At 54.5% G+C, this 12587-nt stretch carries 9 protein-coding genes; 6 read left to right on the forward strand and 3 right to left on the reverse strand.

Features of this window, described 5'->3' with window-relative positions; all coding sequences use genetic code 11:
• Both FRY97_RS23385 and FRY97_RS18965 read left to right on the forward strand, forming a co-directional pair.
• A partial coding sequence (locus FRY97_RS23385; RefSeq protein ID WP_211356918.1) for a thrombospondin type 3 repeat-containing protein occupies positions 1 to 1450 on the forward strand: 1450 nt, incomplete at its 5' end.
• A gap of 317 nt (positions 1451 to 1767) precedes the next feature.
• Entirely contained in the window at positions 1768 to 2421 is a 654-nt protein-coding gene (locus FRY97_RS18965; RefSeq protein WP_147169147.1) for a hypothetical protein, read from the forward strand.
• Here FRY97_RS18965 and FRY97_RS18970 read toward each other — a convergent pair.
• Positions 2414 to 3130, reverse strand: a complete 717-nt coding sequence (locus FRY97_RS18970) for a DUF6962 family protein (RefSeq protein ID WP_147169148.1) — start codon at positions 3128 to 3130, stop codon at positions 2414 to 2416. The two genes, FRY97_RS18965 and FRY97_RS18970, sit on opposite strands and share 8 nt — an antisense overlap.
• Before the next feature lie 174 nt (positions 3131 to 3304).
• Here FRY97_RS18970 and FRY97_RS18975 point away from each other — a divergent pair, with 174 nt between their 5' ends.
• Both FRY97_RS18975 and FRY97_RS18980 read left to right on the forward strand, forming a co-directional pair.
• Positions 3305 to 3802: an FKBP-type peptidyl-prolyl cis-trans isomerase gene (locus FRY97_RS18975; RefSeq protein WP_147169149.1), complete on the forward strand. Its 498-nt coding sequence runs from the start codon at positions 3305 to 3307 to the stop codon at positions 3800 to 3802.
• Positions 3803 to 3812: 10 nt separating this feature from the next.
• On the forward strand, positions 3813 to 5378 hold the full coding sequence (locus FRY97_RS18980; protein WP_147169150.1) for an AAA family ATPase: 1566 nt from the start codon (positions 3813 to 3815) through the stop codon (positions 5376 to 5378).
• 13 nt (positions 5379 to 5391) lie between these two features.
• On the opposite strand, the gene FRY97_RS18985 is transcribed toward FRY97_RS18980, so the two are convergent.
• Positions 5392 to 6816 (reverse strand): hypothetical protein, encoded by a 1425-nt coding sequence (locus FRY97_RS18985; protein ID WP_147169151.1) that lies wholly within the window; start codon positions 6814 to 6816, stop codon positions 5392 to 5394.
• Positions 6817 to 7098: 282 nt separating this feature from the next.
• Here FRY97_RS18985 and FRY97_RS18990 point away from each other — a divergent pair, with 282 nt between their 5' ends.
• Both FRY97_RS18990 and FRY97_RS18995 read left to right on the forward strand, forming a co-directional pair.
• Positions 7099 to 8235 (forward strand): hypothetical protein, encoded by a 1137-nt coding sequence (locus tag FRY97_RS18990; RefSeq protein WP_147169152.1) that lies wholly within the window; start codon positions 7099 to 7101, stop codon positions 8233 to 8235.
• Positions 8236 to 8743: 508 nt separating this feature from the next.
• Positions 8744 to 10147 carry a thrombospondin type 3 repeat-containing protein gene (locus FRY97_RS18995; RefSeq protein WP_147169153.1) on the forward strand — a complete coding sequence of 468 codons (1404 nt, stop codon included), beginning with the start codon at positions 8744 to 8746 and terminating at the stop codon, positions 10145 to 10147.
• A 376-nt stretch (positions 10148 to 10523) separates the two neighbouring features.
• Here the strand turns inward: FRY97_RS18995 and FRY97_RS19000 are convergent, their stop codons facing one another.
• Entirely contained in the window at positions 10524 to 12563 is a 2040-nt protein-coding gene (locus FRY97_RS19000) for a glycoside hydrolase family 65 protein (RefSeq protein ID WP_147169154.1), read from the reverse strand.
• Positions 12564 to 12587: the final 24 nt, after the last annotated feature.

Genomic DNA, 12587 nt, shown 5'->3' on the forward strand with positions numbered 1-12587 from the left:
CGTATGGGCAGACTGTGGGCTCTGCACGGGGCAGGCGGCAGATGCAGACGGAGACGGGGTATGCGATGATTTGGATAACTGCCCCGCTGTGTTCAACCCCGGGCAGGAAGATGCAGATGGCGATGGCACCGGCGATGCCTGTGAAGATGGCGGCGGCGATTGTATAACAACTGTGGCTGCATTCCCAACAAGCACCCTGATCCATAATGGCTACTTTTCCACTTCAGTAAGTTACACTTTTGAGCAGGGTGACCGAGACCCTTCTTTCCAGATAACAGCTCTTGATGCCAACCCTACAGGCTCCCCCCGCACCCGTTATGTAGACCTGGTAGAGGTATACTATACCAACGGGACCGGGCAGGTTATCCTTTATGGCACATATTCTGGGCTTGACGTAGCGGTTGCAGATGTTGCTATAAGTGGCTTGGTACAGGAAGTGGTGGTTGTGCTGTCTAATGGGCTGAGCGGCGGAGCCTCTGGGCTTGTCGTCAACTTGGGCCCAATAGCCTACTGTACAAGCGGCGGCAGTTGCCCGGATACAGATGGTGACGGCATTTGCGATGGGGCCGATGAATGCCCCGGGTTTAATGATGCCCTCCTTGGGCTGCCTTGCGATGATGGAGACCCTTGTACTTCTGGCGATGCTTGGACAGACTGTGGCATTTGCAGCGGTACGCTTCAGGATACAGATGGAGATGGCATTTGTGATGAGCTGGATAATTGCCCGCTTGTGGCCAATCCGGGGCAAGAAGACTCCGACGGCGATGGTACCGGCGATGCCTGTGGCAACAGCGGAGACTGCCAGAATCAGGCTATTCCTTTCCCTGTAGCTACGCTTCAGCATCAGTATATGGGCAGCACATCAGTTGAGCTGAGCCTGCCTGCTGGAAGCACTCAGGTAGCATTTTCCGTGACAGGGCTTGATGCGCAGGCCAATGGCCGGCCTTCGCAGCGCTATGAGGAAGTTGTAGACGTCTACTACACCCCCCCGGGAGGAGGTGCACTGCTATGGGGCAGTTTTAGCGGAAGCGAACAGGCTGCTGCAGCAATCACAATCCCCGGGCCGGTGAGCCAAATAGCTGTGGCCCTGCGCGATGGGTATACGCCTGCTGCGAACTTGCTCACCGTAGCCCTTTCGGAAGTGGCTTTCTGCGCGCCATCTGGGCTCCCGCAGGGCTTGGTGGCCGGCGCTGCTACGCCTACGCCCATGAGGGTTCTGCCCAACCCCTTCAATGGGCGGTTCAGGGTACAGTTCGGAGCAGAAATAGAACAGGGCGAGCTCCTGATTGTCAATGCGTTGGGCGCAGTGTTGAAGCGGCTGCCATTGAAGGGGGAAGCTTGGAAAGAGATAGATGCCCGGGAGTGGGAGCGCACGGGCATACTTTTCGTAATGCTTTATCAAGACGGCAAGCTGGTACAGGCCGCCCGTGCGGTCAGCATACAAGAGTAAGGGAGCGTAAACCAAAATGCCGCAGGTGTTTATGTTTTTTGGGCTTTAGGCTGGCATTGGCCTAGCGCTGCGCAGGGGTGGCCGAAGGCCAGACCCGACGCCTGCAGGGCGTGGGGCCGAGCGGACAGCGAGCCCCGGAGCATAGCGGCTCCTGCCCGCTGGCAGGGGCAGGCCCCCTCAAAAACGGCAACCTGGATTGCGCCCGGGTAAGGTATTGGCATGACAGCCGGGCTTTTCGGTAGATTTGCACCGTAAGGCCCGGTTGTCCCAACTTTTCCCAAGCCGGCCTGTTTTCTCCCGGAACAATAAAAGCGGGCATGTCAGCATCAGATTGGGGCCAGGTAGAACAGAACATCAGCTTACGGTTGGGCCGCCTATTGGAGCCGCAAGGATATACTTGGCTGCCCAGGCTCCATCAGTTCCGCAGGGAGGAGCCCACAGGGTTCCGGTGCATCATTTTAGCGCTAAGCCCTGTTCCCGAAGGAGCGCTGTTGGAATTGCATTTGGGGATACGTTTGCAGTTGGTAGAGCAGATGGCATTTCCGTATACCAATGGCCTGCAGGGGTTTATGCCCGATAGCATGACTTTAGCCTTCCCTTTGTCCAGGCTGTTTGGAAAGCCTTTTCAACGCTTCGATGTGCCTTTTGAGGGGCTCCCGGAAGCGGTTTTCCGGGTTTTAGAACAACAGCTGTCAGCGCAGGGCCTGCCATTCTTGGAGCGCCACAGCAGCGTGGCAGCCCTACACGGCTTGTTCAACGCACAGCCCACAGCGCCTTTGCACCTTGTGCACAATCAGGTCAACCGTTGCCTTAGAGGGCTGGCCCTCGCCCACCTGCACGACCGGGCGCAGCTCAGCCGGCTGATAGCAGCTTACCGGCAAAGCTTGGAAGAGCAGTACTTCGCGCCCCCTAGCGCTTTAGAGAAGTTTGAGCGGCTGTCGGCCTTCCTTTTGAATTACCAGCCTAATTAGGCACATCTGAGGCAGGCTGCAGCACAGCCGTGCCCGTTTGTAGGGCTTTGGCCCCCCTGAAAAAGATAAACGTGATGCCAGCCATGAGGACATGGCTGAAGTCCAGATGGTTGAACCAGCGGCCAAAGCCAATTTGCTGATTGAAGATGATGCCCGGCAAGATGCCCAATAGGATGCCCCAAAGCACCAACCGGCTGCCGGGGCACTTGAGTTTCTGATAGCGCATCAGGTGCATTGGGAGCACTAATCCAATCATCCCCAAAGCTACATTGCACTGTACCACCTTAAAGATAGCGGTATAGTGCATGCCATTGATCGGCAGTACCATCAACAGTGCAAGGGTGATGCTCAGCTTGGCGGTGAGCAGCTGCTGAAGCCTCCTGCTAGAGCGGGGCTGTAGTTGGGCTGCGGCATCGTAAAGGGCGCTGCGTTCGAGGAAGAAAATTGCAATTGGGCTGAATGCCCAGCCCAGCGCTTTCCATGCAGGAGTGAACAAGTAGAGGAATGCGTGCCCGGTAAGCCCACCCAGCAGATTGGCCAGGCCCATGCAAAGGAAATAAAGGCGGAAAGAGGTATTGCCTGGGCGGCCATCTTCTGGGCCCAACTGCCGGAAGGCCCAAAAACAGACCGCTGCGGTGGCCAGGTCGGTCAGTGTGGTTATGGGTTCAAGGATTTGAATGCCCAGCCATTCGATTTGTGTGGTTTCCATGGCAGGTGGTCAAAATGCGGAAGGCTGGCCAAGGGGCACCTTCCTATCTGTCTGCCGAGGCAGGTTCAATTCGATGGTGCACCGACAAACAATTAGCCCGGTTTCCAGTTTAAAATAAGCAAAATCAAACCGCCCCAAGGGCGGGCAACTCTACAAAAGTAGTAAAAACGTGGTATGTTGGTAGAAGAACAGCGGATTGTGACCATTGCGTACGAGCTCCGGCAAGGGCACGCCAAAGGGCCCCTCCTTGAAAGGATGGACCCCAACTGGCCTTTCAAGTTTTACTTCGGCAGCGGCAAGCTGCTCCCCGCCTTTGAGCAGGCGCTCGAAGGGCTGGAAGAGGGCAGCGCGTTTGAGTTTGCGCTGAACCCAGAGCAGGCCTATGGCCTTAGGGAAGAAGGGAATATCGTAGAAGTGCCCCGTTCAGCCTTTGATGGCTTGGGCGATAACTTTCTTGTCGAAGGCAATTTTATCACCCTTACCGACGACCTTGGAGACCAGCACAACGGCCGCATTTTGTCTTGGACTGACGATAAAGTGAAGGTGGATTTCAACCACGAAATGGCCGGCCGCACCCTACATTTTTCTGGCGTGGTGCTCAATGTTCGTGAAGCTACTGTTGATGAGCACATCCGAAAAAATTATATCGAAGAAGACGGCCTGCGCCGATAGCCTACCTCATATGCCAACCACAATCGACCAATCTGTACACACTAAAGTCTCGGCCCTGCTCGATGCGCTCTGCAAAGGGCTGTACGAGCGGGAAATGCCTGTGAAACTAGCTCTGCTCAGTGCCATTGCCGGAGAGAGCATTTTCTTGCTCGGCCCCCCGGGAGTCGGTAAAAGCTTGATTGCCAGAAGGCTAAAGTTTGCTTTCCGGGACGGAAAAAGCTTTGAGTACCTGATGAGCAAATTCAGTACGCCAGACGAGATATTTGGGCCGGTCTCTATCAAGAAACTAAAGGAAGAGGACCGTTACGAGCGGCAGACCGAAAACTACCTGCCCGGTGCCAATATCGTTTTCCTGGACGAAATCTGGAAGGCGGGCCCTGCCATTCAAAACGCCCTGCTTACTATTCTCAATGAGAAAATTTACCGCAACGGGGGCGAAGACCACAAGGTCGATATCCGTGGCATCATCACTGCTTCTAATGAGCTGCCGCCCCGGAACAGCAGCCTAGCCCCCATTTGGGACCGCTTCCTGTTGCGCCTGGAGCTGGGCAATATCCGGCAGTTCAAGAACTTCCTCTCTATGATCACGGATACCCGGGATGTGTACGGGGACGACATAGCGGGCGAGCTGAAGCTCACAGGAGCAGAGCTCTCCGAATGGGCTGCTGCCATAGATGCCATAGCGGTGCCTGCAGAGGTGCTGAATACCGTTCAAGTCGTTAAAATCAAACTCGAAGAGCACAATGCCCGGTCAGCAGGGAGCGACCGGCTGATCGATGTGCACGACCGGCGTTGGAAAAAAATTGTCCGTCTGATGCGGGCCTCTGCTTTCCTGAACGGCCGCTCCAAAGTAGATCTTATGGACTGCTTCCTCATGGTGCACTGCTTGTGGGGGGAGCCTCAGCAAAGGGATAAAATCCAGGAAATCGTCACGGAGGCTATACGGCGGCATGGCTACACTATGGCGGTCAACCTGCAAATGCTCAAACGGGAGGTACAGGACTTCGAAGAAGATGTGGATGCTGAGATCCGCGTACGCCATAAGGTGACCGAGGAGCAACTGCAGCCGGTGCGGGACGAGTACTACGAACTGGTGAAGGACGATGATAAGTTTGATGGCGTTTATGTCCCGATCAAACAATTTCAGAAGCTGCAGTTGGAGGAGCCCCAAGTGACCAATTTTTATGATAAAGATTTCAACTTGGTCAACCGCCTACAGGCTCAAAAGGGCAGTGCGCAGTTTACTATTGAAGTTTTCTTCAATTCCGAGCGCCACGCCTACCCTTTGCGCACCCGCAAAGCTGAGCGCACAGAGGTCATAAGCAAAAAGCCACATCCGGTGGTGCAGGAGCATTGGGATGAGCGTTGCCAGCGCTTGTTCAGCTACTTGTCGCAGCAGGAGGAAAAAATACGCGCTCAGGCTCCGGAGGAGCTCGACTACGTAGACCGCAACTTATTCGTGGCCGCAGCGTATGGCGAGGTGGTCCGCTCCAACCTTGAAGAAGTGCGCCAAGCTTTGATGCAGCTGCGCCTGCGCCTCGAGAAAGTACAGTACGCCTATACCCATGTAGGTTAAGCACGCCATGTGCTCATAAGCTCAGCTGTTCCTGCAGGGTCTTCAACAGCCAGTTGCGCTCCGCGAGGGGCTGCACAGTCTGTACCTGCTGCAGCAGCTCTGAGGCTTTCCGGTTGGCGCCTGTACGGAGGATTTGGCTCAGCAGTTTGCAGAAGTTCAGGCACGTCTGTTGGTAAGCATTGGATAGCCCTTTGTCGCGTTTTAGGAAAATGGTGAAAGAGGCCAGTGCCGAGAGCATACTCTCCGTTTCTTCCAATTCGTAGAAAGTCTTGATCAGGATCATGCGCGAGCCCAGGTTGTAGTAGGGGTCCGAGAAGGAGACCTGCTGCAGGGCGTGCAGCACCTTGTCGTATTGCCTGCGCGAGAATTCCAGCTCTGCCAGGTTGAAGAAAAAAGCATCGTCGTGAAAACGGGGCGGCAAATGCTCTTTGTACTTGTGTATAAAAGCTTGCGTCCAGTTGAAGCGTTCTTGCATCAAGCCCAGTTTTACTACATTCGTATAAGTCCAGTGAGAAAGGTAGCCGTTGGTCAGGAGATATTTCCTGTTGATGCCCTCTTCGTAGAGCTGCAGCACAAGCTCTGCATACCCTTTCTCTCCCATTCGTACCTTGCGGGCACAGAAGTTGATCGCATACAGATATATTTCCTGCATCTCCTCTGCTGCAACCTCATCCTGATGATGGGCAAGGAAGCCGAGCAGGTCTTTAAAGTGCCGGCCGTTTTCCTCTTCGGAAGAGCTCATGGTATGGTAAATGGAAAGGTATATCCGGATAAGAGGCGGTTGGCCTGCTTCTCCTGTAATGCTTTCAATGACCTGCCGGGTAGTCGCGGAGAGCTGAAAGTCCCCGCTGACCACGAGCTGCCAGCTGAGAAGCCCACAGGCGTATTTGAGCAGCTGAGCGTAGTAGTAGGTATTCAGCTCATCATAAACTGCTTGCATACTGGGGTCAAAACGCCGGACTTTCTGATTAGAGAAGTGGATCATCTCTATTTCTGCCAGCTGATAGGCTTCATGCAGCTGCTGCACGGAGAGCGGAGCATCGGATAGGGCTTTCCGCGCCTTTTTCAGAAGGAAGTGGTAAGGCTTGCTTAGTTTGCGCTCAGAGTACTCTAGCAGCTGCAGCCGGCGCTCCAGGAAAGGGTCTTGCTGTAGCCGGTTGACGGCAAGGAACTGCTCGGCTAGCTTCAGCACATAGTTCATAAGGTGCCCTGTTCGCCGGGCATCGAACTTGGTACCGGGGAAGGCGCGGTTGAAGACTTCTTCTTTGGTAGCTTCAAACATGGGCTGAAAGCAGGCTAAGGCCTGGAAGAATGCAATTACATCCGCATTGGTGTTGAAGTAGGGCGAGACGATAAACGCCTCAAACTTCCGCCAGTCGGCCGGGGAAAACGAACGCAAGGCAAGGGCTAGCTTGCTATTGGTGAGGTCTCTGGGCATGAGCAGCGTTTTTTATCGTGATATTTTGTTGGGCAGACAAGAGGGAAAACTTGGCAGCGATGAAAAAATAACTCAATCAAATATTTATTATTTTAATTCGTTTTGATTTTTCATCTGACTAACAGGGGTTTGTGAGAATTGCTGTAAAAGCTAATACAGCTGATAGTACCTTTTATGGGATGAAAAATAATAAAAAATGTAGTTGTGCGCCCTTACACACTATTCTATATTTGTAATTGTCCGGCGGAAGTTGGGCGCATAACGTCTATTCAAAATTTGCTCATGCCTCATACTCCCAAAATACTTTTCCTTGCTTTGAGCTTGATCGCGTTCGGAACGCTGAAGGCACAGACCGTTTGGCCAGGCGATGTTTCTGGCAATGGCGTGGTAGATTACAAAGACGTTTTATATTGGTCCTTCGCCCGTGGGGAGTCTGGCGATAGCCGCGCTACCATCACAGGTGCATGGGCTGCTCAAGACCTGGTCCTTGATAACTGGTCCGGCGTTTTTCCGGGCAACGGGCAGAGTTTTGCCTACGCAGATTGCAATGGCGATGGCGTGGTAAACGATGCCGACCTTGCTGTCATTACATTGAATTATCAGAAGGTCGTCCCTTCACAGCCTATAACAGAAGATGCTTTTGTTTCAGGCCCTATAGATCTGCCTAGCATACTTTCTCTACAGCATGTGGGGGACTCGCTCACAGATGCGGGGCGCTCAGAGTCTTTGCTGTTAGCCCTCAATACCTTCGTAGGAGAAAACCTCAAAGTAAGTGGGGTCGGTTTCATGCTCAGCTATGACCCAACCTTCATCGCTGATGGGGAAGACGGGAAAAGCTTGCTCGATTTTTCCTTAGAGGAAGCGGATAATGAATGGCTGGTCGGCCTCAGTGGCACAGAGGCCAGGTCGTTTGTGTATACAAATGATGAATTGGGCCTCGCGGAGGTCGTCGTCTACTTAGAAGAGCCTGGCTCTGAGGTAGTAGGGCAGGGAGAAATTGGGCAGTTCACTATAGTTGTAGAAGAGGTGATTTTTGGCTTGCAGACCATCAACCCATCTGGAGTGATCGTACTGGATGGAGCGTTTGCAGAAAACGGCCCGGCTGCTTCCTCTGGCACTACTTTTTATCTTGAAGATGCAACAGTAAACACTGCCGCCCGAGCGTTGGAAGCAGAGGCTGTCCGATGCTACCCCAACCCGATAACGGGCGAATGGCTAAATGTGTACCTCGAGCCTGGGGCAGGACAGCTGCAGCAGCTGCAGATCTTGAACCTATCCGGGCAGGTGTTGTCTTCTGTGCCATGCTCTGGCCAGAGTGCCCGGTTGTTTACAGGTAATCTTCCAAAGCAAGCTTGCCTGTTGAAAGTGGTTGCAACGGATGGGGTCGCAATGCGCAAGATTATGCCGGCTAGCCGGTAATGCTGCAGCGCCGCAGGTTTGCTCCGGCTTGAATTAGAACCTAAGTTAACGTTTCTCATATTACAGGGGAGTTGCCCTTCAAATCAACTCCCTGCTTTGAACAACACCACCGCCAATCGTGGCGGTCAAATGATACAACGTTTTACACGCTTCTTGTTTTAGGGCTCTCCGGCCTTACGGCCGGAGAGTTTACTTCGAAGCTGCCAACGTGCTTGCCGGGCTGCCCCAGCGTTGCCCTTTATCCTTCGGCAAGTAAAGAATGACTGTTTAAACCTGGAAACTTAGACACTTTTGAGAGCCGGCCCTTTGTGGCCGGCTTTTTAGTTGTTAATAGCCCGTTAGCAGTATCCTGCTCTCAAAGAGGGCTGGCATGCAACCCTTTCCCCTAAGAACCGTATCCTTTAGAGGGGCAGGACTGCCATAGGTTTCCAACTGCTTTTGGAAATGAGCCCGGTGCAGGCTTCTAGCAGCTCCAGCCACTGTTGACGCCCAAATAAAACTATCCAGGATGAAGCGGTCGGTATTGTTGATAAGTGCCCTGTTGTGCATAAGCCCTGTTTTTGCTCAAAAGCAGTGGAGTTTTGCCCCTACTGCTGGCCTTGCCGTTTATCAGGGCGATTTGTCAGACTCCAAATATGGCGACTGGCAAGAGGGTGGGTTTATTTATGGGGCCAGCGCGGGCTATTGGATTAGCACAGGGCTGCAGGCAAGGCTACAAGTACTGGCTGGAGAGTTCACAGGAACTGACCTCAACGGCAGCCGTGCAGGGCGCGGTTTTTCTTTTCGTACCCCAATGGTAGAGCCTTCGCTAATGTTGGAGTGGCACCCGATCACCCCTTTGGGCGAGCCCGCTGCGTTTTCCCCTTTCATCGCAGCAGGCATAGGCGGATTGTGGTACGACCCCCGGCCTCGCTTCCGTAATGCCAACCCCGATGGTGAAATACCTGGAGAGAAAGAAGATCTGAATGCGCACATCCATTCTCCAGCCTTGGTTTTCCCTATAGAAGTAGGCGCTGCAGTAAAAGTGCACCCGAAGTGGTCTGTTATCCTGAAAGGAGGGATACGTAACCCACGGACAGACTACCTCGATGGGATCAGCCAAGCCGCTAATGCTGCACAGGGCGATTGGTATGTGACGGCTCAGATATCCGCCCGTTATCGGTGGGGGAAAAAAGATGCAGATGGGGATGGCGTGGCGGACGAAGCCGACCGCTGCCCCAAAGAAGCTGGCCTTGCCCGTTTTCAGGGCTGCCCGGATACGGATGGGGACGATATCCCGGACCACGAGGATGCTTGCCCCAAAATAGCGGGGCTGCTCAATGGCTGCCCGGATACAGATCAGGATGGCGTGCCCGATTTTGTAGATCAATGTCCTTATCTGCCAGGCAAGCCACAAAGCGGGGGCTGCCCTGGCTCGGATACGGATGCAGATGGCATTCCCGATGATGAAGATTTATGCCCTGACCGGCCCGGGCCTGTGCAGCGCAATGGCTGCCCGCCTGAAGATACCGACCGGGACGGCATTACCGATGAGCGCGATCAGTGCCCTCGTTTTGCAGGTGGTAGCGACACCTACGGCTGCCCCTCGCTGCTCCCGGCTGAAGGGGCTGAAATTCCCAGCCTGTTTTTTGGCCCAGGGGCTTTTATCCTTTCTGATGCCCAAAAAGTTGCGCTCCGCAGGGTCGCTAGCCAAGTGATGGCCGAGCCTGGGCGGCTGCTGCTGATACAAGGGGCGGCAGAACTGGAAGAAGGGCTAGAAATTGCTCAAGAACGGGCCATACAAGTGTACGAATACCTTCTGTCTTGGGGCGTCAGCAGGCAGCGGATAGACTTTTCCGCCTACCTGACCAATTCGCCTGATGCGGCAGAAGGCCGGGACCGGCGGGTCAACCTTCTCATCGGCAACTTTTAGGTTTTATTCGGGGGGCGCTTGTGGAGCGAAGGGCGCTAGGCGAAAATCAGATTGCCGTTTTTCTATGATGGGGCCTGCCCCTGCCTGCGGGCAGGTGCCGCTATGCTTCGGGGCTCGCTATCCGCTCGGCCCTATCGGGCCTGCCGCCCCTGCGCAGCGCTAGGCCAATGCCAGCCGAAAGCCCGAAAAGCTTAAACGCCTGCGGCATTCTAGTTTACGCCCAGGGCGCTCAGTGTTGCCCTGATCAATCTTGCTATATATGAAATGGGGAAAAGAAGGCGCCAAAGGCGCCCCACAAGCACTTTGGGCAAACATTTGGCCTGCCCTGTAGAGCAGATGAAGCTTGAGCAATGGGCAGGCCAAATGATACAGGCGGTTACTCTATCCGGAAAGTTCGCCTTGGGCTGCCAACCCCTTTCAGGGTCAGCCCTTTCCAGCCCTTTGGAAGGATGCCCTTTCCAGACTGCACCACACCTTCATCGGTGATGTCGAGCTGGCCAAAGCCAAACAATAAGGTTTGGAGGGTGCCCCCCGCCCCGGTGGCAAAGTAAGGGTTAGTACCCCCTGCTGTTTCTGCCAGCACACCAAATGGGGGGACTTCATTAGGCTTATAGCTTTTTTTGAAAAGCGGGTAAGCCCGGTCAGCCTCCCCAAGCCGGGCATATAGGGTCGCCAGGGTAGAAACGCCCATAGCAGGGCCTCGCGGGTCCATCCGGGGCTCGTAGTAAGCAAGGTCCTTACGGATTTGTGCTTCGTCCGTAATGACCCGCATAGGGTGCGCCAGCAGGTTGACATCGGCCTGCTTGATCATTTCCCCTTGGTAGGTAGCGTTTTCGCGGGTGGTGCCGTCTTCAAAAGCCAGGATGGGAATGTGCTCTGCTACATACTCCCAATCGGGGTCGGGCTGTAAGCCAAGCGCCCGGGCCGCCTGTGCAGCCTGCCTGAGTACAGTTGCAGCCATGCCATTGGTGTAGGCGTTGTTGTCGATGTTCTCAGCATATTCGTTGGCCCCGATGACGTTGTTGATGTCATACCGGCCCGGCCCGTTGCGCTCTACCCGGCTGCACCAGAAGGCGGCCACTTCCTTCAAAATAGGATAGCCGCGCGAGGCCAGCCACTCTTTGTCCCCTGTCACCTGATAGTACTTCCAGCAAGCCCAGCCAATATCTGCTGATATATGATGCTGAAATGGGCCGGTCAATGCCCAAACAGGGGTGTCCTCCGAGCCATCTCCAGCCGATTCCCAAGGGTACATCGCCCCTTCGTAGCCGTGGGCAAAGGCATTTTGGCGGGCTGCCTCCAGGCGCTCAAAGCGGTATTCTAGCAGTGACCGTGCAATATCTGGCTGCAGCAGGAGCAGGGGAGGGTACATCCAAATTTCTGTATCCCAAAAGGCATGCCCATTGTACCCCAGCCCAGATAGGCCCATTGGCGAGAGGCTATAGGCGGTGCCTTTGCGTGCGAAAGCGTACAAATGATAGATCATGCTATGGATGTCCCGCTGATCTTCCACAGCGCCTTCTACCACGATATCGCTCTCCCAAAGGGCCTCCCAAGCTGACCGGTGGCGCTTGAGCAGCCGCTCTGTACCTTCAAGTTTGGCAAAGATGGTCAGGCGCTCTGCTTCATTGAAGGGGTCTTCGTAGTGAGCAGAGGATACGGCCGAGGCGGCTACAGCAAACCGGTAGGTAGTGCCGGCCTTGAGGTCAACGCTGAATTTCGCAAGGTGGCGGTTGTAGTCCCAGTCTTCGTGTATGATCCGCGGCTCGCTGCCGTGGGGCTCCTCAAAAATGAAGCTGTTGGAGACGGCGACTTTCAGCCGCCCAGAAGGGCTTTCTGCCAAGGAGGAGAGAAGGGGGATGCTGACGTGCGGGCGGTCTATTTCACTGTAGAAGTTGCGCACGTCCCTTAGGTGGTCAGGGGCTTGTATCACGCTGGAAGCCGTCAGCCGGGTATCCTGCAGAGCCCGTACTTCTACCTGTACCATCGCGGTATAAGGAAGATGGCGGAGGGCCATCATTGTATGTTGTACTGCAATTTTGCCCCCGAGCTGGAAAGTGGTGCGCAGCTCAGCCTGCCTCATGTCTAGTGTCTGCTCAAAGTTGCTGATGTTGTTTCGGTTGGCCATTTCCCCATCCGCGCGGAGCTCCATATTGAGGTGGTTAAAGGTTTTGAGGATGTTGGACACCCGCCCCCGCTGATAGTAGTCATACACCCCGTTCAGTACCACATCGCTCACTTGCATAGGCTCCGGTGAAGAGACGAGCCCTATCATGCCGTTGGCGCACGTAATGCCGTAGTAGTTGTCGGGGTCGGGGTTGCGTGCAGTGATGAGCCAAGGACTATTGTTGTAGTCTTGTTGGCCAAAAGATAGGAAGGCCCAAAAACACAGGGCAAAAGTCAAAACCGTTTTCATAGGCTCATAATTTTGTTGGATAGT

It is taken from the genome of Phaeodactylibacter luteus, from assembly GCF_007993045.1.
GTDB classification, from domain to species: Bacteria; Bacteroidota; Bacteroidia; order Chitinophagales; family Saprospiraceae; genus Phaeodactylibacter; species Phaeodactylibacter luteus.